The sequence below is a fragment of the Kangiella geojedonensis genome, assembly GCF_000981765.1.
Classification (GTDB): Bacteria; Pseudomonadota; Gammaproteobacteria; order Enterobacterales; family Kangiellaceae; genus Kangiella; species Kangiella geojedonensis.
The window spans coordinates 140,928-166,210 of sequence record NZ_CP010975.1 but is presented as its reverse complement, the minus strand read 5'-3'; the positions used below and the strand labels follow the sequence as shown (position 1 = coordinate 166,210).

The 25,283-nt window shown below is 44.0% G+C and carries 25 protein-coding genes; 11 read left to right on the top strand and 14 right to left on the bottom strand.

The window, feature by feature from the left end; genetic code table 11:
- Window positions 1–16 precede the first annotated feature (16 nt).
- The 9 genes from TQ33_RS00770 (at window position 17) to TQ33_RS00730 (ending at window position 10,233) form a co-directional block, all read left to right on the top strand.
- Window positions 17–1,249, top strand: a complete 1,233-nt coding sequence (locus tag TQ33_RS00770) for a DUF418 domain-containing protein (RefSeq protein WP_046560370.1) — start codon at window positions 17–19, stop codon at window positions 1,247–1,249.
- Window positions 1,249–2,055 carry a rhodanese-like domain-containing protein gene (locus tag TQ33_RS00765; RefSeq protein ID WP_046560369.1) on the top strand — a complete coding sequence of 269 codons (807 nt, stop codon included), beginning with the start codon at window positions 1,249–1,251 and terminating at the stop codon, window positions 2,053–2,055. The genes TQ33_RS00770 and TQ33_RS00765 overlap by 1 nt, the downstream gene beginning before the upstream one ends.
- 128 nt (window positions 2,056–2,183) lie before the next feature.
- Window positions 2,184–3,101: a hydrogen peroxide-inducible genes activator gene (locus TQ33_RS00760; protein ID WP_046560368.1), complete on the top strand. Its 918-nt coding sequence runs from the start codon at window positions 2,184–2,186 to the stop codon at window positions 3,099–3,101.
- Window positions 3,101–5,203 carry an ATP-dependent DNA helicase RecG gene (gene recG / locus TQ33_RS00755; RefSeq protein WP_046560367.1) on the top strand — a complete coding sequence of 701 codons (2,103 nt, stop codon included), beginning with the start codon at window positions 3,101–3,103 and terminating at the stop codon, window positions 5,201–5,203. Before TQ33_RS00760 ends, recG begins: the two co-directional genes overlap by 1 nt.
- Window positions 5,204–5,346: 143 nt before the next feature.
- Window positions 5,347–6,324 (top strand): malate dehydrogenase, encoded by a 978-nt coding sequence (locus TQ33_RS00750; protein ID WP_046560366.1) that lies wholly within the window; start codon window positions 5,347–5,349, stop codon window positions 6,322–6,324.
- Window positions 6,325–6,445: 121 nt separating this feature from the next.
- Complete coding sequence (locus TQ33_RS00745) at window positions 6,446–6,952, top strand: GNAT family N-acetyltransferase (RefSeq protein WP_046560365.1); 507 nt, start codon at window positions 6,446–6,448, stop codon at window positions 6,950–6,952.
- A 132-nt stretch (window positions 6,953–7,084) separates the two neighbouring features.
- Window positions 7,085–7,486 carry a YccF domain-containing protein gene (locus TQ33_RS00740; RefSeq protein WP_046560364.1) on the top strand — a complete coding sequence of 134 codons (402 nt, stop codon included), beginning with the start codon at window positions 7,085–7,087 and terminating at the stop codon, window positions 7,484–7,486.
- 142 nt (window positions 7,487–7,628) lie between these two features.
- On the top strand, window positions 7,629–9,629 hold the full coding sequence (locus TQ33_RS00735; protein WP_046562201.1) for a marine proteobacterial sortase target protein: 2,001 nt from the start codon (window positions 7,629–7,631) through the stop codon (window positions 9,627–9,629).
- Between the two features lie 16 nt (window positions 9,630–9,645).
- Entirely contained in the window at window positions 9,646–10,233 is a 588-nt protein-coding gene (locus TQ33_RS00730; RefSeq protein WP_052735144.1) for a class GN sortase, read from the top strand.
- Window positions 10,234–10,242: 9 nt separating this feature from the next.
- Here the strand turns inward: TQ33_RS00730 and TQ33_RS00725 are convergent, their stop codons facing one another.
- From TQ33_RS00725 to TQ33_RS00700, 6 genes are all read right to left on the bottom strand, one after another.
- Window positions 10,243–10,668 carry a hotdog fold thioesterase gene (locus tag TQ33_RS00725; RefSeq protein WP_046560363.1) on the bottom strand — a complete coding sequence of 142 codons (426 nt, stop codon included), beginning with the start codon at window positions 10,666–10,668 and terminating at the stop codon, window positions 10,243–10,245.
- 125 nt (window positions 10,669–10,793) lie between these two features.
- The gene (locus TQ33_RS00720) at window positions 10,794–11,249 is read right to left on the bottom strand and encodes a hypothetical protein (protein ID WP_046560362.1); all 456 of its coding nucleotides are present in this window, start codon (window positions 11,247–11,249) and stop codon (window positions 10,794–10,796) included.
- 193 nt (window positions 11,250–11,442) lie between these two features.
- Window positions 11,443–11,997, bottom strand: a complete 555-nt coding sequence (folA, locus tag TQ33_RS00715; protein WP_046560361.1) for a type 3 dihydrofolate reductase — start codon at window positions 11,995–11,997, stop codon at window positions 11,443–11,445.
- Between the two features lies 1 nt (window position 11,998).
- Window positions 11,999–12,793 (bottom strand): thymidylate synthase, encoded by a 795-nt coding sequence (locus TQ33_RS00710; protein ID WP_046560360.1) that lies wholly within the window; start codon window positions 12,791–12,793, stop codon window positions 11,999–12,001.
- Window positions 12,794–12,806: 13 nt separating this feature from the next.
- Window positions 12,807–13,607, bottom strand: coding sequence for a prolipoprotein diacylglyceryl transferase (lgt, locus tag TQ33_RS00705; protein ID WP_046560359.1), 801 nt, complete (start codon window positions 13,605–13,607; stop codon window positions 12,807–12,809).
- Between the two features lie 51 nt (window positions 13,608–13,658).
- The gene (locus TQ33_RS00700; RefSeq protein ID WP_052735143.1) at window positions 13,659–14,465 is read right to left on the bottom strand and encodes a sulfite exporter TauE/SafE family protein; all 807 of its coding nucleotides are present in this window, start codon (window positions 14,463–14,465) and stop codon (window positions 13,659–13,661) included.
- A gap of 157 nt (window positions 14,466–14,622) precedes the next feature.
- On the opposite strand from TQ33_RS00700, the gene TQ33_RS00695 reads away from it, so the two are divergent.
- On the top strand, window positions 14,623–15,222 hold the full coding sequence (locus TQ33_RS00695) for a DUF938 domain-containing protein (protein ID WP_046560358.1): 600 nt from the start codon (window positions 14,623–14,625) through the stop codon (window positions 15,220–15,222).
- Window positions 15,223–15,249: 27 nt separating this feature from the next.
- Here the strand turns inward: TQ33_RS00695 and rppH are convergent, their stop codons facing one another.
- Window positions 15,250–15,918 carry an RNA pyrophosphohydrolase gene (gene rppH, locus TQ33_RS00690; protein ID WP_046560357.1) on the bottom strand — a complete coding sequence of 223 codons (669 nt, stop codon included), beginning with the start codon at window positions 15,916–15,918 and terminating at the stop codon, window positions 15,250–15,252.
- A 69-nt stretch (window positions 15,919–15,987) separates the two neighbouring features.
- On the opposite strand from rppH, the gene mutH reads away from it, so the two are divergent.
- Window positions 15,988–16,647 (top strand): DNA mismatch repair endonuclease MutH, encoded by a 660-nt coding sequence (mutH, locus tag TQ33_RS00685; protein ID WP_046560356.1) that lies wholly within the window; start codon window positions 15,988–15,990, stop codon window positions 16,645–16,647.
- 25 nt (window positions 16,648–16,672) lie between these two features.
- On the opposite strand, the gene TQ33_RS00680 is transcribed toward mutH, so the two are convergent.
- From TQ33_RS00680 to gcvT, 7 genes are all read right to left on the bottom strand, one after another.
- Window positions 16,673–17,734: a tetratricopeptide repeat protein gene (locus TQ33_RS00680; protein ID WP_046560355.1), complete on the bottom strand. Its 1,062-nt coding sequence runs from the start codon at window positions 17,732–17,734 to the stop codon at window positions 16,673–16,675.
- Window positions 17,735–18,034: 300 nt separating this feature from the next.
- Window positions 18,035–19,123, bottom strand: coding sequence for a tetratricopeptide repeat protein (locus tag TQ33_RS00675; RefSeq protein WP_144405926.1), 1,089 nt, complete (start codon window positions 19,121–19,123; stop codon window positions 18,035–18,037).
- Between the two features lie 64 nt (window positions 19,124–19,187).
- Window positions 19,188–19,970: an SAM-dependent methyltransferase gene (locus TQ33_RS00670; RefSeq protein ID WP_046560353.1), complete on the bottom strand. Its 783-nt coding sequence runs from the start codon at window positions 19,968–19,970 to the stop codon at window positions 19,188–19,190.
- A complete protein-coding gene (locus tag TQ33_RS00665) occupies window positions 19,960–20,181 on the bottom strand; it encodes a hypothetical protein (protein ID WP_046560352.1) in 222 nt (73 codons plus the stop codon). The genes TQ33_RS00670 and TQ33_RS00665 overlap by 11 nt, the downstream gene beginning before the upstream one ends.
- A gap of 124 nt (window positions 20,182–20,305) precedes the next feature.
- Window positions 20,306–23,170: an aminomethyl-transferring glycine dehydrogenase gene (gene gcvP / locus TQ33_RS00660; protein WP_046560351.1), complete on the bottom strand. Its 2,865-nt coding sequence runs from the start codon at window positions 23,168–23,170 to the stop codon at window positions 20,306–20,308.
- A gap of 310 nt (window positions 23,171–23,480) precedes the next feature.
- Complete coding sequence (gene gcvH / locus TQ33_RS00655; protein WP_046560350.1) at window positions 23,481–23,867, bottom strand: glycine cleavage system protein GcvH; 387 nt, start codon at window positions 23,865–23,867, stop codon at window positions 23,481–23,483.
- A 137-nt stretch (window positions 23,868–24,004) separates the two neighbouring features.
- A complete protein-coding gene (gcvT, locus tag TQ33_RS00650; RefSeq protein WP_046560349.1) occupies window positions 24,005–25,093 on the bottom strand; it encodes a glycine cleavage system aminomethyltransferase GcvT in 1,089 nt (362 codons plus the stop codon).
- Window positions 25,094–25,283: the final 190 nt, after the last annotated feature.

Below are 25,283 nucleotides of genomic sequence, written 5' to 3'. Positions count from 1 at the left end.
TAACAAAGGAAATGTGATGACAGCCTCTACACCACTGACGCCGACGGAGTCTACCGCGCGTTACCACTCTCTCGATCTTATTCGCGGCATCGCTGTAGCGGGTATTCTCATCATGAATATTTATGCATTCGCGAATATCTATGCTTACTACGTTAATCCTAAAGCGCTAGGCGAGCCGTCCACTATCGACCTCATCACTTGGTTCTTTACTCATATCTTCGCCGACCAAAAGTTCTACACACTCTTCTCTATTTTATTTGGTGCAGGCATTATGTTGATGGCGGAACGTGCCACAGTAAATAATCCCCCTCCAACTGGATTGCACTATAAACGAATGTTCTGGTTACTTTGCTTCGGTGTATTGCACGCCACCTTTATTTGGTACGGTGACATTCTCGTCACTTACGCTATAACAGGCTTATGGGTCTACTGGTTTGCTCGTAACACCAAAGCCTCAACCAAGATTACTGTTGGCGCGATTTTGATCAGCATAATGGTTGCCCTAATGACCATGTTTGCTGTGTTTGGTGGAGACGTTCCAGAGGAAGACATGAAGGACATGATCGATATGTTCGCGCCGTCGCAAGACTTCATCGCCCAAGAGACCGCCGTTTATACCAGCACTTATTCTGCCCAACTCGAGCATCGGATTGATTTTTTCACCACCAACTTGCCGATGATGGCGCTCTTTTTTGGATTATTCCGTATTGGCGGGTCAATGCTATTAGGTATGGGGTTGTATCAACTTGGCATCCTCACCGCAGAACGCAGCCGAAGCTTCTATATCAAAATGATGATTCTTTGTTTTATCGTCGGTTTCGGTATTCTTGCTTACGACAGCTTCTTATTGCTTGAGTCTAATTTCAGCATGAGCACAACCATGTTGTCATTCATGTCGCTGAATAGCTTTGCTGCTGTATTTGTTGCCCTTGGCTACATAGGATTGTTCTGCTTGTGGGTTAAATCCGATAAGTTCCAAAGTTTCAGAAAGCGCCTTGAGGCCGTTGGTCGGATGGCTTTCAGTAATTACATTTCGCAAAGTATTATTTGTACGATTCTATTCTATAGCCATGGCTTTGGCTTATTCGCCCAGCTCGACCGCTACCAGCTTATGTTGATTGTCGTTGCTATATTTATCGCCCAGCTGATCTGGTCACCGTGGTGGCTATCCCGTTTCCGCTATGGGCCCTTAGAGTGGCTATGGCGTAGTTTAAGCTACGGTAAACTTCAACCGTTTAAGCGCTCTTAATGGAAACCACTAACGCCATTATCGACTTGCGCCCTCTTGAACATTTTCTTGAGGGTCATTTACCGGGAGCTGTGCACATTCCATTTGAGCAACTTGATGATTTGTGGCACGAAGTTCCTCCCAAAGGAACTGAGCTGAGCCTTTGTGTTGAAGCTTCTCATAAAGAACAAGCATTGCAGTTGTTCCAAGAGCGACACTTTATCGTTGAGCACGTTTACACCAGCGAAAGTTTATCGCAGCTTTCCGTTGAGACTGGGCCAAACCATCATCGTTTATGGTTTGGCAACCCAATTGTAGAAGAATACCCGCAGTTGATTACTCCAACGTCACAGCCCATATCAGCAATAGATGTTGGTTGTGGTTCTGGACGCGATGTGATTTTACTTGGCCTGATGGGATACGATGTTTTTGCCGTTGACTACTTTGATCAAGCCTTAGAACGTGTGTCGCACTCAGCTGAGCGCTGGAATGTTAATGTTTCTACGGTACAAATGGATTGCCGCAAACACCCAGAGAAATTGATTGAGTTGATTCAAGAAGAACAGCCTCAGCTCATCATGCAAAGCCGCTTCTTACACCGTCCTCTGTTTGATATTTACCAAGAATATTTACCCAAAGGTTGCAAAATCGTTGTCCATACCTTCTTAGAAGGTGCGGCAAAATTTGGCAAACCAAAAAAACCGGACTTTTTACTCAAAAATGAAGAGCTGTCTGAACGCTTTGGTGATTGGTCAGTCTTACTCGATCAAGTGCACCATCTAAAAGATGGTCGCCCGTTATCCATGTTTATTGCACAAAAACAGTAACGGTTTAATGCCAAAGCTAAGCTTGGTGCAAACAATGATAAGATCGAACCAAGAGCAAAAAATTTCATGACTTATGGATTGACTTATCTCTCTCAGCACTGGATCATAATAGAGAGAGGCTATCAATTATGACACTAACAGAGTTTAAGTATATTGTTGCAGTTGCCCGCGAGCGTCATTTCGGCCGCGCGGCAGAAGCATGTTTCGTCAGCCAACCGACATTAAGTGTTGGCGTAAAAAAACTGGAAGAGCAGTTGGGCGTTACCCTTTTCGAACGCAGTAAATCCGATGTTCGAACCACACCACAAGGGGACCTTGTAGTTGAACAGGCTCAACGAATTTTAGAGCAGGTCAGCCAGCTGAAACAAACCGCTAAGCAGAATTCCGATCAGCTTGATGGTCCTTTGAAAATTGGCGCCATTTTCACCATTGGCCCTTATCTTTTACCATCATTGATACCGCAGTTGCGTCAACTGGCTCCCAAAATGCCACTTCATATTGATGAAGATTATACCCATAACCTGCGTACAAAATTACGTAATGGCGATGTGGATGCCATCATTGTGGCACTTCCTTTCGAGGAGCCGGAAGTTGATGTAGTGCCGTTATACCAAGAGGATTTTATCGCTTTATTGCCAGAACGCCATCCTTGGGTCAAACGCGATTCACTGCAACTCGTGGATATCGCTGACGAAGTCATGATCATGTTAGGCGCTGGTCATTGCTTCCGCGATCAAGTTCTCGAAGCTTGCCCTCAGTGTCGCGACAACAGTTTAAACCCGCAAAAAGACTGGATCACTGGCAGCTCGATTGAAACCATCCGCCAAATGGTCGCTAGTGGGCTTGGGATCAGCGTTATTCCAAAGTCGGCAGCCGACTTCCACAACGAAAAGTTAGGATTGGTCACTCGTGAATTCGATACGCCGAAGCCAAGCCGTCAAGTCGCCCTCGCTTACCGCAGGAGCTTTCCTCGCAAAAAAGCGCTCGATCTTATTAAGCAGGCTCTTGAAACTATAGATCTCCCTGGTGAACGCATCAACGACTAATGGCCATCTCCAAACTTGCTTCGGATATTAATCTTGCCAACCTCGACTGCACCAGTCTTAAGGGAGTTGGCCCGAAGCTTGCTGAAAAGTTAGAACGACTACACATTCATAACGTTCTTGACCTTCTGCTTCACCTGCCATACCGCTACGAAGATAGAACCCAAGTGAAGTCGATCGCTAGCTTACAAGACGGCGACCGAGCCATGCTCAAGGTACAAGTCGAGATGACACAAGTGAAATACGGTAAACGTCGGTCGCTGGTTTGCCGTGCGGCCGATAATACTGCGAGCATAGAGTTCCGTTTTTTCTACTTTAATAAAAGCCAACAGTCGCGCTTGGAGAAAGGCGCAGAGTTTTATGCTTTTGGTGAGGTCCGCCGGTACGGCTATCAATGCAGCATGGTTCATCCAGAGCTCACGCCCGTAGATTCCAACAATGCTGCGCCTTTGCTGGATAGTTTAACGCCCGTTTATCCAACCACAGACGGCCTGCATCAAAACAATTTGCGTCAACTCACGCGCCAAGCCGTGGACTTATTAGAAAAGCATCCCATTGATAACTTGTTGCCTGAGAAAATACAGCAACAGTTTGGCTTACCGGACATCAACAGCGCCTTAAGCTGGATCCATACGCCACCTAAAAACGCCAAGCCCGAATCATTGCATCAGTTCAGCTCCCCTTCTGCGAAGCGATTGATCTGTGAAGAATTGATTGCTCACCAACTCAGCATGATTTTGCAGCGCAACAAGCACCAGCAGCAAACAGCTATGAGAATGGACTCAAAAGGCGCGTTACAACAACAATTGTTAAATCAGCTCCCTTTCAAGCTGACCAAAGCTCAACAACGTGTCTCAGCAGAAATAATCACAGACCTAAAATCAGACAAGCCGATGCTTCGCCTGTTACAAGGTGATGTTGGCGCGGGTAAAACTCTGGTCGCAGCTATGGCAGCGTTACAAGCTATCGAGGCGGGTTTTCAAGTGGCTATTATGGCGCCAACAGAGATTCTCGCTGAACAGCATTATGCGTCGTTCTATAACTGGATGACCAAGCTAGGCGTTAAAACCACGTTTCTCATCAGCAAGCTCCCTGCAAAGGACAAGAAATTAGCGTTAGATGACATTGCCTCGGGTCAAACCCAACTGATTATTGGTACTCATGCGCTTTTCCAGAAAGAAGTGTTCTACCAAAAGCTCGGCTTTATCATTATTGATGAACAGCACCGATTTGGTGTTAATCAGCGCTTAGCTCTTAAGCAAAAAGCGCCTGATGGCTTACAACTTCACCAGCTCATGATGACGGCAACGCCGATTCCGCGCACCTTATCCATGACCGTTTATGCCGATATGGACTTGTCGATTATTGACGAATTACCACCAGGACGCACACCCGTCATGACAGTGGCACTTCCGGAAGAACGTCGTCCCCACCTGATTGAGCGCATACGAAACGCTTGTCAGGACGAACAACGCCAAGTGTATTGGGTCTGCACGCTGATTGACGAGTCTGAAGAAGTGCAGTGCCAGGCAGCAGAAACTACCGCCAATCAGTTGGCCGAACAGCTACCGAATCTAAGCGTTGGCCTTGTCCATGGCCGCTTGAAAAGCGAGCAAAAACAATTGGTTATGGATAAGTTTAAACAAGGCGAGCTGGATATCTTAGTCGCCACAACAGTGATTGAGGTTGGCGTCGATGTGCCGAATGCGAGTTTGATGGTGATTGAAAACCCTGAGCGCCTTGGTTTATCGCAACTGCACCAGCTCCGCGGTCGTGTTGGACGAGGCTCGAAGAAAAGCCATTGCGTCTTACTTTATAAGCCACCGCTGTCGGTCAACGCTCAAAACCGGCTGCAAGTGATGCGCGACACAAACGATGGCTTCGTCTTGGCCGATGAAGACTTAAAGTTACGTGGTCCTGGCGAATTGCTCGGCACTCGCCAAACCGGTGACGTGGGATTGCGCTTCGCGGATCTAGTCCGTGATGCTGAATTAGTTGAGGAGTTACAACAAGTTGCCAAGTTTCTCGCCACGGACTCTCCGGACATTGCGCAAAAAATAAGCCAACGCTGGCTTGGTTCGCGTCAAGATTTCGCTGACGTTTAGCGCCAAATATCCTAAAGCAACCAGCCCAAAGCCCCCTGAAACCCTACTGTTTATCCATTCTGGCATGTGGGATTTATAGCGACTTTGTGTTAAAGTTGGCGACCTAAATTTTAGACACATCCATTAACGATGAGGATTCAGGAATGAAAGAGCCTGTTCGCGTTACGGTAACCGGAGCAGCCGGTCAAATTTGTTACTCTTTACTTTTCCGCATTGCCAGCGGTGAAATGCTAGGTAAAGACCAGCCAGTTATTTTAAACCTACTAGAAATCACGCCAGCATTAAAAGTCTGCGAAGCGGTAGCTATGGAGCTAAACGACTGCGCATTCCCACTAGTGAAGGACGTGGTTGTAACTGACGATCCAGCAGTTGCATTTAAAGACGCTAAAATTGGTTTGATGGTTGGTGCTAAGCCACGCGGACCAGGCATGGAGCGTAAGGACCTTATCGCTGATAACGGTAAAATCTTCAGCTCGCTGGGTAAAGTCATCGATGACGTTGCAGATAAAGACATTCGCATTTGTGTTGTTGGTAACCCAGCAAACACTAACGCTTATATTTTGGCTGCAAACGCGCCAAGCATTAATCAGCGTAACATCACAGCCTTGACACGTCTTGACCACAACCGCGCGATTTATCAGCTGGCTGAAAAATCAGGTTCTGACATTGCTGACGTTAAGAAAATGACCATCTGGGGTAACCACTCGGTCACTCAAGTACCGGATATTTCTTTCACAGAAATCAACGGTGCTAATGCAGCTGATAAAGTTGACGCTACTTGGGCAAAAGAAGAGTTCATCCCGACCGTTGCTAAGCGTGGTGCAGCAGTAATCGCAGCTCGTGGCGCTTCATCTGCAGCCTCAGCAGCAAACGCAATTTTGGATCACATGCGCGACTGGTGCCTAGGTTCTGAGTCTGGCGACTGGGTTTCTATGGCAGTTCCTTCAGACGGCAGCTACGGCGTTGAAAAAGGTCTTATCTACTCATACCCAGTAGTATGTAAAGATGGCGATTATGAAATCGTTCAAGCTCTAGAAGTATCTGATTTCATCAAAGGCAAAATGGTTGAATCAGAAACTGAGCTAAAAGAAGAACGCGACACAGTATCTGATCTACTGTAAGCATTTTCTTTCATAAAAAAGCCAGCGTCTTCGCTGGCTTTTTTTGCTTTCTAGATATTCAGATTGTACTTTTTTATAGTTAACGCTATAAAAGATGATATGAATCACAACAGCCCTATCCATGATCATACAGACAAGCAATACCATTCAATTACGCCAGCTCTCTCAAGAAGATGCCCCTTTCCTTCTCGACCTCTATAATCAACCGGCGTTTATACAACATATTGGTGACCGGGGTATCCATAGCCTCGAAGATGCAAAAGCATTCATCAACACCACCCAAGAGCATTATAAGAACGTTGGATTTTGGCTTTATCTCGTTGTCGATAGTCAGTCCGGTATTCCTGTAGGCGTTAACGGTTTATTGCAACGTGATTATTTAGCCTTTCCAGACATTGGATTTGCTATTTCAGAAAGATACTGGGGAAAAGGTTATGCTTATGAGTCTGCGGTTGCTGTTTTAAAGCACGCAGCTGAACTTAAGCTTCCAGAAGTACTCGCTATCACTTCCGAAGGAAACAAAAGCTCCATTGGCTTGCTATCGAAGCTAGGCTTTACTGATGAAGGAAAGCAGATCATTCCGAATAGTAACGAAAGCGTTAAGCTTTATCGTAAAGTCATCGGCTAGAAATTATGACAAAACGTTTCTAACTGTCACATTCATTAACACTTGAAGACCTTTTGTTGCGACTTTTCACTAACGCCTAGCCATCTTTTTATTATTAAATATAGGTAAGCACTTAATAAAGGAACATTCTTAATGTCTATATTGTTAAATATTTTATGGCTTATCTTTGGCGGCTTTTTTGTCTCGATGGGCTATATCGCAGGCGGTATTGCTCTGTGTTTCACCATCATTGGTATTCCTTGGGGCGTTCAATGTTTTAAGCTCGCCATCTTCGCACTGTTTCCTTTCGGGCAGGATACACGCATGGCCGACCGTCCAGCGTCTCAGGATCTCATTAACGTTATCCTAAATATCATTTGGCTGATTTTTGGCGGTATTTGGGTCATGATTAATCATATTTTCTGGGGCATCGTGCTCTGCATCACCATCATCGGCATTCCTTTTGGTATACAGCACTTCAAAATGGTCAAACTTTCCATCTGGCCCTTTGGTCGAGAAATATATGGCCTTAAGAATGGCGAACGCCTTTTCTAAACGATAGCGTTTATCCACACAGGCAGCCTAGCGCTGCCTTTTTTATGTCAGAATCTATAACTTCTTGGCTTTTTTTGATAAAAATTTTGCCAGCTCTTTAGCGTGTAATGGTCTCATTCAAGCAGAACATCAGGGAGACACCATGAAACACATTACAATCGCTTTAATGACGATATTAACACTACTGAGTACCAGCGCTTATGCTAGCGGCTACTCATCACTGATTCGATACAGTTCGCTCGAAAGTGACCAACAGTTCGAACAACTTCCGCTTTCTACCGATATTGAGATGCACGTTAACAGTGTGGTGTCTCGAGTTAAGGTTAAACAAACTTTTAAAAATAATTCCTCAGAGTGGTTAGAAGGCGTTTATCAGTTTCCACTGCCTGAAGATGCGGCTGTAGACACGCTGAATATGCATATTGGTCAGCGAATCATTGAAGGTGAGGTTCAAGAAAAGCAGCAAGCTGAACGCACCTATCTACAAGCAAAAAATAATGGCCAGCGTACCAGTATTGTGCACCAAACACGTGCCAACCTATTTACCACTAAAGTTGCCAATATTGCACCCGGAGAAAGTATTACGATTGAAATTCAGTTTCAAAGTTTAGTCAGCGTAGATTCGACCCTCTTCAGTGTTCGTATGCCTTTAGGCATTACGCCTCGCTACGAACCTACAGGTACAGTCTATGAGCAAGGTGATAATCCTCAGCAACGAAAACCAAGCGCTCAGTCGTTACCGAGCGAGGTCTCGCAGTTCAATCATGGTCAACAGCCCGATCGTCCCGTCTCCATAACTGTTAACCTTAACCCGGGTTTTGACTTATCATTATTGGAAAGCCCTTACCATAAAACTCACATACAGCAACACGATGATAACTATCAAATTTCACTGGAAAACCCTGCGCAAGCAAATCGTGACTTTGTCTTAAACTGGCAACCACAGCTTGGCCAACAACCTAAAGTCGCATTATTTAGCGAGCAACATGACAATCACAATTATCATGTTTTAATGATGTTGCCACCCACTCATACATTGGTCAGCGAAAATACTCAGCCTAGAGAAATAATCTTTGTCATCGACTCTTCAGGTTCCATGTCCGGCGAATCCATGCAGCAAGCAAAAGCGGGCCTTTTATTTGCATTAAATGAATTAGGACCGCAAGACACATTTAACATTATTGATTTTGATCATGAAGCTCACAAGCTCTTTCCAAACGCCGTCGCTAACTCAGAGCAAACTCGTCATAGTGCCGTTGAATTTGTGAATAGCTTACAAGCAGACGGTGGTACCGAAATTGCTAGCGCTGTCCAACTAGCGCTAGATAAGCCTCAGTCTGATCGCATTCGCCAGATAGTATTTTTAACGGATGGTAGCATTGGAAACGAATCCCAAATATTCAAACTGATTGAAAATAAGCTTGGTAATAATCGTCTATTTACTGTAGGAATTGGCTCCGCACCAAATAGCTACTTTATGACTAAAGCTGCTAACTTTGGTCGTGGTACTTATACTTATATTGGTAACGTTAACGAGGTTCGTACACAGCTTCAGGATCTCTTTATGAAACTTCGCCACCCGGCTCTTACCGACTTAAAGCTCACTGGCGCTAAGGCAATCGACATTGATCTTCAACCTAAAGTTTTGCGCGACTTGTATATCGGTGAGCCCCTGTTCGTCAGCTACCGTACCCCGAAAGATCATGCCGTCAGCCTCAAAGTTTCTGGTAAGTCAGATGTTTATGACTGGTCTAGCAATATTCCAGTTGTCGTGAACGGAAAAGACAAGGGCATCGCCAAGTTATGGGCTCGTCATAAAATTGCCTCCATCAACAGTAACTTTGATTTAAGTTATGATGACAAGCGCCAGCAAGTTATCGATACAGCTCTCGACTTTCAGTTAGTGAGTGATTTCACCAGCTTAGTGGCTGTCGATAAAACACCTGCTAGAGTCCGAGAAGCGCTAAAGCAACAGCGCTTAAAGAACCCTTTGCCAAAAGGCTTTAAAGCACAACATGGTTATCCACAAGGTGGCACCATCGCCAACATCGCCTTATTGATTGGCGCCCTGTCGCTCCTGTTAGCTCTGGCTTATCAGCTGATGCTTCATCGTCGTCGGACAACTCGTTACGATAACGCCTAGTATTGGATATAACGCAATGATGAATTTCTTACGTAAATACGGCATCATCTGTGCCCTTCTGACCATTAGCCTCGTTGCTTTTGGTCAGGCGGGTTACATCAAAGCCAAAGCTATTTTTGCCCAACACTTATTGAGTAACGCTTGGGAGCAGACCTTACAAGACGGTAAGCCCCATAAACCTTGGTCATGGGCAGATACCTATCCGGTGGCCAAGCTTGAGGTTCCTAGTCAAGATATTGAGCAGATTGTTTTAGCTGGTGCTTCGGGACGTAACTTGGCTTTTGGACCAGGCCACGTCCTTTCAAGCGCCAAGCTGACGGAAAATGGACATGTTGTCCTAGGAGGTCATCGCGATACTCACTTCGAGTTTTTGCAATACTTAAAGGTTGGCGATCTCCTCACATTGACCAATAAAAAAGGTGAGAAGATTCATTACGAAATTACGGCCTTCGAGGTACACCACATTGAAAAAGATATTCTCTACGATCGTGGTGATAATCAAATCACTTTAATTACCTGCTATCCGTTTAATACCCTTGAAGCAGGTGGCCCCTTGCGATATTTAGTGCATGCCATTAAGGTAAGTCAAACTGGTAAAATTTAATGGCTTTTTTTACCGCTTTTCAACCACAGCCAATGTCAGGCGAGATATACAGCTAAGTTTATCATTTGAGTCATACAGTTTAATTTCCCAAACTTGTGATTTACTGCCTCCATGAACTTGCTGTGCTCGGCCTCGAACAACACCTGAGCGTACCCCCCGAAGATGGTTACCATTCACTTCCTGACCGACACAAATGTATTTGTCTGGATCAATTGTCAGCATGCCACCAATTGAACCTAGCGTCTCCGCCAGCACAATATTCGCGCCACCGTGAACTAACTTGTAAGGCTGGAAAGTTCGATGATCCGCAGGCATGGTGCCTTCAAGATAGTCGTCACCAATGTTTGTTATTTCTATCCCAATATGTTCTAGAAGCGTTCCTTCACTCCAACTGTTTACCTCGTCTAAATCAGGTTCTTTAAACCAAATACTCACTATCAGCTCCAGTAATTCATATTTATAACGCCACCCCTACTATTTTAATGAAGTTAACAAAAAGGTGAAGCTTGCCCTATGTATTGCAGCAACAATAGTGATTACTAACCTCGCCTTAGAAGTTATCAAGGAGCACTAAAGCAAGCATAAAGATTGTTAGCCCGAGCGGGTCCAGGCAAATGCCCTGTTTGTACGCTACCAGGCAAGGTAGAAATATAATTTAATAAACCACTTACCTGGTTTCTAAACCTTATAACTCCGATATTCCTTAAGTTTTTAATTGCGTAACAATCAGCCGCGACCTCAGAATTCTGTGCCGGATGTAATGCATGATGCGCACACTCATGAGCATACCAAAACTGCCGAACGTACTCTGGTAGTGGCCCCACAACATTAGGATTAATCTGGATAATGCGCTGTCCATTTCGTGTCATATGAGCAACCCCCACATTGCTCAGATTTGGGTTTGCATAATACGGTACAGGTTGCCCATTAAATGCTTTACAAGGAAGAGGCGCAGCTATTACCTCTACCCCTGCAAAAATCGCGATTAACGTTACTATCAATTTTAAAATTTTCATAAAACTCTCCTTGTTTCCTAGGGTAGTAAAATCTACTTCTATCTATACTAGCAGAAAAACTCCTTTTGAGAGAAATTATGAAATATCGTCATTGAGTCAGCTTTAAGCTGATAATGATTCTGGTAGGGCTTGTGTTTTGGCTAATGAGTTAGCAACTATGAGTCGTTTCCCGTGATTCAACATAATCACGGGATTAGAGGAGCATTAATCCTTCCGACTTACCCAATCGACATAATTCGACAAACTGATAATGATATTTGTTTTTCTCATCAGGCTGATGCTTTTCGCGTGAGACCTCTTTCCACTCATGATGCGTCCAGTCGGGGAAGCGTGCATCGCCGTCGGTATCAAGGTCAATAAAGGTCAGGTAAAGCTTATCGGCTTGATCGATCATTTGACCATAAATATTGGCGCCACCAATGATCATGATTTCGTCTTGATCGTGCGCAAGCTCTAGTGCTGCTTTAAGGCTAGTCACTACCTCGCAATGTTCATTATGGAAGTCTGAACGGTAGTCTGGATTACGGCTTATAATGATATTTTTTCGGCCAGGTAACACCATACCAATTGATTCATGGGTTTTGCGTCCCATGATGACTGGCTTGCCTAGGGTTACCGCTTTGAAGTGCTTTAAGTCGGCAGGTAAGTGCCATGGCATTTGATTGTCTTTGCCGATAACCCGATCATTGGCCATGGCAACAATCAAACTAATAATAGGCTTATTCTCTTCATTAAAAGACGTCGCCATATTACACCGCCACAGGTGCTTTAATGTGCGGATGGCTTTCGTAACCCACGATTTCAAAGTCCTCAAAGTCGTAATCAAACAATGAATCAGGCTTACGCTTGATATTCAACTTAGGCAAAGGCAAGGGATCACGCGATAGCTGCTCTTTGGCTTGCTCAAAGTGATTGCTGTACAAATGCGTATCACCGCCAGTCCAAATAAACTCGCCAACGTCTAAACCTGCCTGCTCCGCCATCATGTGCGTTAACAATGCATACGACGCAATGTTAAAAGGTACACCGAGGAAAATATCCGCACTGCGTTGATATAACTGGCACGATAACTTGCCATTGGCAACATAGAACTGGAATAAAGAGTGACATGGCGGTAACGCCATTTCATCAGCCACGCCAGGGTTATAAGCCACCACCATTAAGCGGCGACTGTTTGGATTATTTTTGATTTGCTCTAGAACATTCGTGATTTGGTCAATAGTAGTCCCGTCAGGTTTCTTCCACGAACGCCATTGCTCACCATAAACAGGGCCTAGATCACCATTCTCATCCGCCCACTCGTCCCAAATCTTAACGCCATTATCTTTTAAATATTTGATGTTAGTATCGCCATTTAAAAACCATAACAATTCATAAATGATTGAGCGTAAATGTAGCTTCTTGGTGGTTACTAGCGGAAAACCTTCTTGTAAATCAAAGCGCATTTGATAGCCAAAAACGCTTCGGGTACCTGTACCGGTTCTATCACCTTTATCTTCGCCATTGTCTAGAACATGGCGCATCATGTCTAAATATTGTTTCATATCAGTAACTTCGTTATTTATTCGGTTGCACTTTAGGCTCTTGGTACGCTTTCATCAGTAAATACACACCAATCGCAATCATTGGAATACATAGAACCTGCCCCATGGTTAACCATGATATCACCTTACCTAAGTGAGCGTCTGGCTCGCGGAAGAACTCAACGCCAAACCTAAAGACGCCATAGCCAATTAGGAACACTGAGAATACGGCCTTTCGTGGTCTTGGTTTTGCAGAGTAAAACCATACGATGAGGAACAGTATAAGCCCTTCAAAAATCGCTTGGTAAAGCTGCGACGGGTGACGTAACAAACCTGCAGGGTCTTGTGGGAAACGGATGGCTAAGAAAAAGTCAGCGCTTGCTTCTCGCCCCCATAACTCTCCATTAATAAAGTTGCCAATGCGGCCAAACATCAATCCTAAAGGTACCAAAGGCACCATAAAGTCTGCGACATCAAAGAACGGCTTCTTATTTTTCCGAGCGAAATACCAGCCTGCCGCAATGACACCTAACAATCCACCATGGAAAGACATACCGCCTTCCCAAATTTTAAAGATATAGAGCGCATCTTTTGCCCAGAACTCAAGACCGTAAAATAATACATACCCTATACGCCCCCCTAAAATGACACCGATAAAGCCAAAAAACAGGAAGTCTGATACTTGCTCCGCGGTCCAACCTGAATTTGGCTGCTTTGCGCGATAGGTGCCTAAGCCCCACGCCGCTAGGAAGCCAAGCAAATACATAAAGCCATACCAATGCAATGCAATGGGGCCTATTTCGAACATTACGGGATCTATTTTAGGGAAATCCATAACTCTCTTTTACTCTCTATTTTTAGAACTAATTATTTTATTTTCAATACGTTATATATGATCGACAATAATTTTCACGGCAACGATAATCAACAGCACCGCGAATATACGTTTAATGACTTTTGTGGGTAATTTATGGGTCAAATAAGCACCAACTGGTGCTGTCAGCATGGAACCTAACGCAATTGCCACCATTGCTGGCCAGAACACATAACCTACATGATTCGCGGGTAGTGCTTCAGTACCCCAGCCCGTGACAATATAACCAATCGCTGCCATTATCGCCAAGGGCAATCCACAAGCCGCTGCAGTGCCAATCGCGACCACTAATTTTTCCTTATGATACAGCAAATAAGGCACCACGACACTACCGCCACCAATTCCTACCAACGACGATATAGCCCCCATGGTTATACCCGCAGGCAACCTTTGTCTACCACCTGTTTTGCTGCCTTTGGCCTCGGGATTTACCCCCGACAAAAGTTTTATACCAACCAAGATAGCAAAGATACTGAATAACCACGCTAACCATTCCGTATTCATGTATTTTGCAATTACAGCCCCAAGCAAGCCCCCGATGGCAATACCCGGTATTAATATTTTCAGTAAAGGAAGGCTGACCGAACCTCTTTTGTAATGTGATCGAGCAGAAGATAGGGCTATGAAGCATATCGTCGCCATCGAAGTTCCTAAAGCCACATGCATCACGTGCTCAGGGGGCACGCCTAGCTGGGGCGATAGCCAAATCATCGCAGGCACAATCACCATGCCACCACCGATCCCTAGCAGGCCAGCTAAAACACCATTGAATAACCCCAATGCTACAAAGGCCAGAAGCCATAGAATCTGCGCGTCCAAAATATGTCTAAGCTTTATAATGTCTGGATAGTTGATGTTTGATTATGGCATAAATCCCTCCGCATTGAAGGTCTTTCTTATACGTCTATCCAGTGCTTTATCGCTCGTCGCGCTTGCGATATGATGAAATTATCTATTTGATGAATTACTACACTCTATGCGCAGATTTAGCGAAGCCTGTGAACGCAATCAAGGCCCCATATTAGATGTCATCAAGCAATACCTCACACACAGCAATGAGGTACTAGAAGTGGGCTCTGGAACCGGCCAACACGCCGTTTGGTTTGCTGGCGCCATGCCACATTTAACGTGGCACACCAGCGATCTTCCAGAAAACCATGGTTCCATAATAGCTTGGCTCGAAGCGAGCGAACTTCCTAATATTCGCAAACCACGCACTTTGAATGTGGGGCAGCGCGTATGGCCGGTTAATCAAGTTGATGCTATTTTTACCGCCAATACGTGCCACATCATGTCATGGGATCGAGTCAAAGACTTATTCGATGGTGCTAGCCGCGTTATCAAACCAGGTGGTAATCTCTTGATATACGGCCCCTTCAATGTCAATGGACACTATACTTCTGAATCCAACCAAGCGTTTGATGCCTTCCTAAAAGAGAAAGATCCTGAGAGCGGTATTCGGGATTATGATGATATGAATCGAGCCGCCCGCCACAACGGGTTTCAGCTGGTTGAACGCCATGAAATGCCTGCGAACAATATGCTGTTGGCTTACCAGAAAAGCTCTAGCTTTTAATTTTTGTTCTAAAAAAAGAGCAGCTGTTTAGCTGCTCTCTGATTCTTTATTTGAGTTGTTAGCTCTATAAGGATGTCGTGGTCTTCGACGACGATTCCCTTGACGCTGTTGATTGCCACCAGAGTCATGTCCGCCAGAAGCTTGCTCTTGCTTATTATGGCGAGAACCACCGTTCTTCTTATGCTTCTTTTCAGGGCGATGGCTAGTCTTGCCCTGCATCTGGAAACGAAACATAGGCCCCATCAACTCTGAAAGCGCTGAACGATATACATCACGCTTAAAATTAACGACGTTCCTTACTGGGTACCAATAATTTACCCAAATAAAACCATCAAATTCAGGATGGTCAGTCGCTGCGAAGTCAATCTTACTTTCGTCACTCACCAGCTGTAACAAAAACCACTTTTGTTTTTGGCCAACACACAGTGGTTGGGAGTTCTGGCGAATCAGTCGTTGCGGCAATCGGTACTTGTACCAATGCTGCGTACTCCCTAGAATACGGACATCATCTTTTTCAAGGCCCACTTCTTCGTATAGTTCTCGGTACATGGTCTGCTCTGCACTTTCGCCCGGGTGCACGCCCCCTTGCGGGAACTGCCACGATGTTTGTCCAAAACGGCGCGTCCAGAGTAACTGGCCTTGGTTGTTACAAATGATGATGCCGACGTTGGCCCTAAAGCCGTCTGCGTCGATCATCTATTCATCCAAATCATAAAACTTTGATATCATTGTTCCACATACCGATGCTTTCGACAATAACAAATTATGCGATACGACGACCCAAACGCTTTACTAGATTACGCTCAGAGCTTTGCTGGCTTTACTTTAGGCGAGTTGTGCGAGCGCTATAAGGAGCAAATCCCTCAACAGCTCCTTCACAAAAAGGGGTGGGTGGGGCAGTTTCTCGAAATGATTTTAGGCGCCACATCGGGTTCATTAGCACAGCCAGACTTTCCAGAAATTGGTGTTGAACTAAAAACATTGCCAATCGATGAGCTGGGGCGCCCTCTTGAATCTACCTACGTTAGTGTTCTTCCTTTAATTAACATTCATGGTTTACGCTGGGAGAACTCAGTAGTACGCCATAAACTCATGCATGTATTATGGATTCCGATAGTCGCAAGTCGAGACATTACCATTGAAGATCGTCAAATCGGTATGCCCTTTCTATGGAACCCAACAGTTGAAGAAGAGCAAACTTTGAAGCAAGATTTTGAAGATGTTCTCGATCAAGTGTCGATGGGCAACATTGAGCAAGTTGATGCAAGATTCGGAGATATTCTCCAAGTACGACCGAAAGCGGCTAACTCAAAGGCTTTAACCGATGCTATTGGGCCTGAAGGTACAGTCATCAGAACCCTACCCAGGGGCTTTTATTTACGCCCTCAATTTACTAAGCAGTGCCTACAAAAACAGTTCAATTAGCCAAATAGCGTTAACCATATTCTCCTTATTGACTTACCCGTCTCGCTATATCAAAAGCTATTTTCCTTTCCCTAACTTTTATTTTATTTTCAGAGTTGAGTTCCGCAAACTTTTTGTAGTACTCAATAGCCTTTTCCTTATTACCATTGCTAGAGTATATGTGGGCTAAAACTTCTGTTGCAATTTGCAATCTTCTCCTATCCTTTCCCTCGGTTGCTCGGTTGTATGCAACACGTGCATATTTTTCTGCTTGATGATAATCCTCCATCCCCACGTAGTTTTTCGCAATAGCTATATTCAACTGTGTCATTAAATTTTTCCAGCCAATTGCATTTACTGGTTCTAAGATTTTCTTTAATTCTTGGTTGCTTGCCTCGTACTCACCTGAGTTAGTTTTGATCTCATTAAGCGCTATAGTTGAAACATACTCAAAAATCTTACTGTTATTATTTTTACAATGCTCGACTGCCAGCATTAAGCGTTGCTTAGCCATCTTGATTTGATTGGTTCTCTGCTCTATCACCCCTAATTCATAATTGGCAATACAGAGGTATTCACCATGCTTTAACTTTGTAGCTTCAACTTGCAAGTTTCGAGCTAACTCTAGTGCAAACTCAAATAATTCAGCTTGCTGATATATCCCAACAGCCGTTTGTAAAATACTGGCCTTGTACCTTTGTCTTGTTAGGTTAGGAACAGCTTTAACGGCTTTATCTAAAGCTATAAAACTTTCAACATGATTCCCTAGAACATGATCAGCGGTTGCTAATAAAATATTTGCTTTCGCTTTAATATCAATACTGTTGGTTTTCTTTATTAAAGGTTTTAATCGTTCTTTACAGGCTTCTAAGTTAGAAGATAAGTAATCATGATGAGCCTGAAGAAGTTGGTAAAAATCCTTTTCTAAGCGCGTGAATTTCTTTTGATGCTGCGACATTTCCTGTAGTCGCTTTTTTACATAACTGTTTCCGTTCAGCATGTTTCTTTCAAGTGTCACCAGAGCATCAAAATAATCGCCTCTTTCGGCATTAACCACCATAGTACTAATGATCAATACAAAAGCACATACCATGTTTTTTGGTTTCATATATCGCTCCTGATAAACTTTAGTTTTCTATACTGCTAGTACTTCCTTTATGATGGCAAACAAGTCAACATTCTTTGTATTATCTTATGACCGCTTGTCTTTATCTTGTTACTGTGATTAATGTAGGGTGTATAAATTCTTTACGTATAACTACGACAGTGGCACCGCTTTGATCGATGTATGAGATGGTTGAGTAATACCCATTTCGTTGAAACACTACAGTTTAAGTCACTTACTTCCCGCTAACTCTGTACAAGCCTCCTTATGCCTTCCCTCCTATTTCAACTAAATCATCACCACCTACTCATCAAATTGTTTTCTGCGTGCAATATCAAATGCTAGTTTTCTTTGCCTGATCCGTACTTTATTCTGAACATTCAACTCCATATACTCTTTGTAATAGTTAACAGCTTTATCATTATCCTTTAGCTCAGTATAGACTTCAGCCAACAGTGCGGCAGCTTTTTCAATCCTTTTTTTATCTTTCACTTTTTTTGCAATTTGATAGCCCGCTTCACCAAAGTTTTTAGCTAATTCCAACTCACCTTTGTTAAGGAGCAATCGTCCATACAGTGTTTTAGTCGCAGACCTTAAGACATCCCAACCATAGATTTCCACTTTAGAGTGTAAATCTTTTGCTATTGTTTCAGCACTATCAACCTTACCTGTTTCGATGTTTAGCTGCATTAGGCTGTACTCAATTGCGTAAGAAGCAATGACAATTTTTTCTTTGTCACAATAGCCTTTTGCGGTTAGGAGCCGATTTTCTGCCATCTTGTAATTTTTAGTCAATAACTCAATAGTGCCCATTTCATACGAAGCTAGGCACATGGTTTCCGCATCTTTACTCTCATTGGCAAGGTTTATCGCTCTGCGCCCATACTCTAAAGCGAACTCTATCAAGTCGGCATCCTTATATATACCCACCGCACCTATTAAGATCTTTGATTTATAACGATTACTATTTAACTTCTCGATTAAATTTAATGAACGGTCAACAGCCATAAAAGCTTTTACGCTTTCACCTCTATGATGATAAATTGCTGATAACAGCATTTGCTTTCTTGCATCATAATCTGGGCTTAATGTATTACTCGCAAGATCCTCTAAAGAAACCTGAGCGTTATCAACATCATTCATCATGAAAAGCAGGTGGGCATTCAGCAATTGATGATGCTGCTTTTCTTTAACTGAAAAATTGTCTTTGTGTTGCCCGATTAGCTCCAAGCGCTCACGCGATGCCGGTAAGTCATTCAGAAGTGTTTTTTCTATCTCCACTAATTCCGCTGTGTAATTTCTATTTTCCACTGCTTTCACCGTAGTTACACAGAGTAACATCATCAGTATTAATACTAGCTTAAGCATTGAGAATCCCTGGCGTTCTATCATGGTTTAATTATCCTTCTAAAACTATACTTTTACAAACCTGTATTTATTTTTCGATTTAAGGTTTTCAGTCTACTCTCAACCTCTCTACTAACTCATTGTTAATATTCATTTTTCTAGCTGGAGGCACAACTAATGTCGTATGCAGGTTTAAGACTATGCTTGGCAAATCCACCAGCTTTACCCTTTCTTTTCTAATCGATTCTAGTGGCAAAAACGCTGCTTCATAGAGTATAAGTTCATGTTCTGGTGGGTACCAATGTAGGAGGTAATCCACCAAAGCTTTTACATTTTGTTCGTTAGTTTTAAATGTTTTTGCCGTTAATTCTCCAGCCAGTGCTACCTGCCATAATAAAAGGTAACTCACTACATTTGGTTGGTGGCTGTAAAACAGAAACTGAGAAGCTTCATAACTTTGAACCCCATAACTTCCTGGGTCGATACCTAAATCTGAATAGAGGCAAGCTTCAGCAGAAATTCCCGGCTCCATATAGGCCGAGTAACCTTCTTCTTGAGCCAGTCTGATAGAGTCATGGGGGACACAAGCAAAAACACCAGCATGACCATAAAATGCTCCGCAAACACGCTTACCTTTACGGACTTCCTCCAGTATTCGTTCGCACATCTCGCTGTAAGATTGCTTTCTATGCTTTCCTTCCGAATAATAGGACTGCAGACTAATATGCTCCCTGCTAATACTATCCAACCAGTTTTCAGCTAAAGGGTGAGGCATCAGAGATAACACTACATCAGCCTCCTCGATAACCTTTTTTGCTCGAACCGAGATGTGGCCTGCAAGTAATATCCCGGTACTAACCGCAATATATGAGCCTTTTTTTTTATTTGTCATCTTTCATTAGCATAACGATATTAATACAAACTGCTTTAGTGCCCGTTAACTTTTCTATTTCTTTTGTTTCCCCGGTCATCACAGCTTTAATTTCATTATCTTCTAAACCAAAATCCTTCATTACTGCTTCTGGGTTTTCAATATAGGATTGGTTTAATTTTGGGTCTTCTGACAGTTTAATAACGAATTCTTCAAATTTCTTTTTAGACATACTAGTTCCCTAAGTTCCCCGTAATACATGCGTTTCAAGCCAAAAGATCCATTTATACCTCAGCCCTATAAAAAAAGCCAGCTAACGCTGGCTTTTCAAGTCAAGTACTCAGTTCGAAAAAACTTTATTCCGCGTAAGTTTCTGTGGCTGGGCAACTACACATCAGATTTCTGTCGCCAAAAACATCATCAATACGATTTGTTGTTGGCCAGAACTTGCTGAGAATGGTTGCTTCTGATGGATAAACCGCTTCTGAAATTGAGTAAGGTTTATCCCAGTCACGCAAGTCGGCCTGTGTGTGAGGAGCATTGACCAGTGGGTTATTATCTTTATCCCACTCACCACTTGCCACCTTTTCCACTTCCTGACGGATGCGGATCATTGCATCGACAAAGCGATCCAACTCGTACTTAGATTCACTTTCCGTCGGCTCAATCATGAAGGTTCCCGCTACTGGGAAACTCATAGTCGGCGCGTGGAAACCATAATCCATCAAGCGCTTAGCAAAGTCGACTTCGCTAATACCTGTTTCATTTTTGATGTCACGCAGATCAATGATGCACTCATGCGCCACCTTGTCGTTACGGCCCACATATAACACTGGGTAATGAGCTGACAGTTTGTTTTTCAAATAGTTAGCATTCAATAACGCGACTTCTGTCGAACGACGCAGGCCAACTTGGCCTAACATTTTAATGTAGGCCCAAGAAATCGGAAGAATCATGCCGCTACCATAAGGTGCTGCAGATACAGCATTGTCACGCGCTTCAACACTATGCACTTTACGCACAGAGTGACCAGACACAAACGGTGCTAAGTGAGACTTAACGCCAATCGGGCCCATACCAGGACCACCACCACCATGTGGAATGGCGAAGGTTTTGTGTAAATTCAAATGTGATACGTCTGAACCGATGTCACCCGGACGAGAAATTCCTACCTGTGCATTCATGTTGGCGCCATCCATATAAACCTGGCCGCCGTTTTCATGGATGATGTCACAGATATCTTTAATTTCTTCTTCGTAAACGCCGTGTGTCGAAGGATAGGTCACCATCAGTGCCGCTAAGTTGTCCTTCATCTCTTCAGCTTTGGCTTTCAGATCGTCCACATCAACATTGCCGTTCTCATCGCACTTAGTAATGACCACTTTCATACCGGCCATCTGTGCTGACGCTGGGTTGGTGCCATGCGCAGAGCTAGGAATCAAACAAATGTTGCGGTGGCCTTCACCTTGGCTTTCGTGATACTTCTTAATCGCAATTAGACCTGCGTATTCACCCTGTGCACCGGAGTTCGGCTGCATGGATACAAAGTCATAGCCGGTAATTTCCACTAAGTCCGCTTCGAGCTCCTTGATCATTTTGAGGTAACCGTAGGTTTGATCTTCAGGCGCAAACGGGTGGATGCAAGCGAACTTAGGCCAAGTGACTGGCATCATTTCGCTAGTAGCATTCAATTTCATGGTGCACGAACCTAGAGGGATCATGCCGTGTACTAATGAAAAGTCTTTGGTTTCCAAACGCTTGATGTAACGCAGCATATCCGTTTCAGAATAGTAGTCGTTAAATGTTGGGTGCGTTAAGAAGTCCGACTCTCGAACTAGTTGTTCTGGAATTGATGACGTAGCTTCACTATCCAATTCAAACACATCAGACTCGGCACCAGTAATAACTTCAATCAACTGCTCAATGTCGGCTTGGCTTTTTGCTTCATCAATGGAGAAGCTAATAAAGTCACCATCATAATGTAGGTTCACAAGTGCTTCTTTCGCACGGTCCTGAATGGCCTCGACATCAGAAGCGCGGAAAGTCACCGTATCGAACCAATGATCATTGACTACTTCCATGCCAGAGTTAACCACCGCTGAAGCGACAATCGATGCATAACGGTTGATACGGTTAGCAATTGTCGTCAAGCCTTTTTTGCCATGATACACCGCGTAGAAACTCGCGATATTGGCTAATAACACCTGTGCCGTACAAATATTGGAAGTCGCTTTTTCGCGACGAATGTGCTGCTCACGAGTCTGCATCGCCATACGCATTGCATTATTACCGCGAGTATCTTTTGAGACACCGATAATTCGTCCCGGTAAAGAACGCTTGAATGATTCGCGTGTCGCAAAGAATGCTGCGTGTGGACCACCAAAGCCCATCGGAACACCAAAACGCTGCGCCGATCCGAACACTACATCGGCACCCATCTCGCCTGGTGATTTCAATAGCACCAAGCTCATAATGTCAGCAGCTACACAAGCAATCGCTTTCTTGTCGTGTAGTTTTTGTATGATGTTTTCTAGATCGGTAATATCACCCTGAACGTTGGTGTATGACAATAAGGCACCAAAAACATCGTGATCAGCAGCTTCTTCAATTGGCCCTATCACTAAATCCCAACCATAATGCTCTGCACGAGTTTTCACAACATCAATCGTTTGTGGGAATGTTTTTTCGTCAACAAAGAAGGTATTACACTTTTTATTCTTTGAAGAGCGCTTGGCTAAACCCATTGCCTCAGCTGCAGCAGTCGCTTCGTCTAACAATGACGCGCTGGCGAGTTCCATCCCCGTCAAATCCATGGTCATTTGCTGGAAGTTCAAAATCGCTTCCAAACGACCTTGCGCAATCTCAGGCTGATAAGGCGTATAAGCCGTATACCACGCAGGGTTTTCTAAAACGTTACGCTGAATGACTGCTGGCGTCACCGTATCGTAGTAGCCCATGCCAATGTATGACTTAGCAACAATATTTTCATCTGCAAGCGACTGCAAATAATCCAGTGTTTCACGTTCAGAACGCGACGCCTCAACGCCAATCGGTTCCTTCACCTGGATTTTGTGTGGAACAGCCTTTTCCACCAAGTCGTCCAAAGACGACAAGCCCAGCTCGCTGAGCATTTCCTGAATCTCGTTTTCACGAGGACCTAAATGGCGGCGGATAAAATCATCCGACTGCTGTAAATCTTGCAAGCTTGTTTTATCAGTCATACTGGTCGCGACCTATCAATTTCAATTATGCCGATCTGCATAAACTGTTTAATCGAAAAAGCCTCGAACAACTCGAGGCCCTTAAAAGTTATCACCTACGCTTGGTGATCAATGAGTTAAACCTCTCGGATAACCCATCTTATAATCAAAAGAATTGAAGCATTTAGCTCCAACTCTGAAAAATTTAGGAAAACCCACCAACAATTATTGCGTTCAGAGCAAGGCAAATGCGTTAATAACGAGGCGACGTTTACTTTAGGTTAAACGAGCTGAGTTATTGATGCATTTAACGAAGCTATGAGCCAATAATTTATTCGTCAGCGATTTCTTCAGCGTACTCTTCTGCCGATAGCAACGAATCCAAATCACCTGAATCAATCTTCATCTTAAACATCCAGCCGTCACCGTAAGGGTCGCTGTTAATCAATTCTGGTGAATCTTCCAGCTCTTCATTCACTTCAGTGATTGTGCCCGCTAATGGCGCGTAGATGTCTGACGCAGCTTTAACTGACTCAACCACTGCGATTTCGTCTTCTACATCAACTTCGCTATCCACTTCTGGCGCTTCTACAAACACCACATCACCAAGCAACTCTTGTGCGTGCTCAGTAATACCAACGGTTACGATGCCGTCACCTTCGTCACGGATCCACTCATGGCTTGATACATATTTTAATTCTGCTGGAATTTGGCTCATTGTCTCTTCCTCTATAGCCACCCGCCAGGGTAATCTATCAGTTCAAAAATTAATCGTATTGTATATCAAAGTTAAACGCTGCCCAAGCGTTTATACTCGGGCAACTAAGCTCTTTTAGGGTTCGTCTTTAGCTTACACTAAATCAATGACTTACCTTTACGTACGAAGCTTGGCTTCACAACTTTCGCTGGAATTTGCTTCTTACGAACCTGTACTAGGACTTCTTCAGCATCCACTGAACGTTGCACACGTGCCATGGCGATGCTTTTGCCTGTAGTCGGAGACATAGTGCCAGACGTGACGACGCCAACCACTTGATCATTAACAACAACCTCTTGGCCCTCGCGCATGATGCCTTTGCCATCAAGTACCAGACCAATCAACTTGCGCGGAATACCGTTAGCTTTCTGCTCTGTCAGCGCTTTACGCCCCACAAAGTCTCGGCCTTCTGGTTCCCATGCAATGGTCCAACCCATATTAGCTTCTAGCGGTGAAACCGTTTCATCCATATCATGACCGTAGAGGTTCATGCCCGCTTCTAGGCGCAGGGTGTCTCGTGCCGCCAAACCACAAGGTTTAACGCCAGCTTCTAACAGAGCATTCCACAATTCAATGGCTTTATTATCAGGAACCAAAATCTCATAACCGTCCTCGCCCGTGTAACCGGTCCGCGCTACGAACAAGTCGCCAGCATAAGCTGCAACGAAAGGTTTTAGACTAGCTACCGCTACTTTTTGCTCATCTGTCATCACTGACTGAGCTTTCTCAATCGCTTCTGGGCCTTGAACAGCAATAATCGCTAAATCAGAACGTTCTTCAACTGACACATCGAACTGCTGCGCAACATTCTCCAACCAAGCTAAATCTTTCTCACGAGTCGCCGCATTAACCACCACACGATAGTGGGCATCATTTAAGTAATAAACGATAAGATCGTCAATTACACCGCCATCTTCGTTTAACATGCCAGTATATAGCGCCTTACCAGACTCTTGTAGCTTAGCCACATCATTTGCCAATAAATACTGCAAATAAGGCTTAGCGTCGCTACCTTTGATTTCAACAATGGTCATATGCGACACGTCAAACATACCCGCGGCTTCGCGCACCGCCGCATGCTCATCAATCTGTGAACCATAGTTTAGCGGCATATCCCAGCCACCGAAATCAACAATGCGCGCTTCAGCGTCAACGTGCGCCTGATACAAAGGTGTTTTATTGCCCATAACGACACCGATCCTTAAACAATTGAGTGGTCATAATGGCGCATGATTATACAGAGGTTCTAGCGACAAAAGAACCCAAAAGGCGAGAGTCAGACCAGTAAAAGCGCCTCCCTTATTACCTAACTGTATAACAACCCTCTAGATTGACTTTTCTTTTGTCAGCGTTTAGTTTCGACAGTCCAAATCTCAA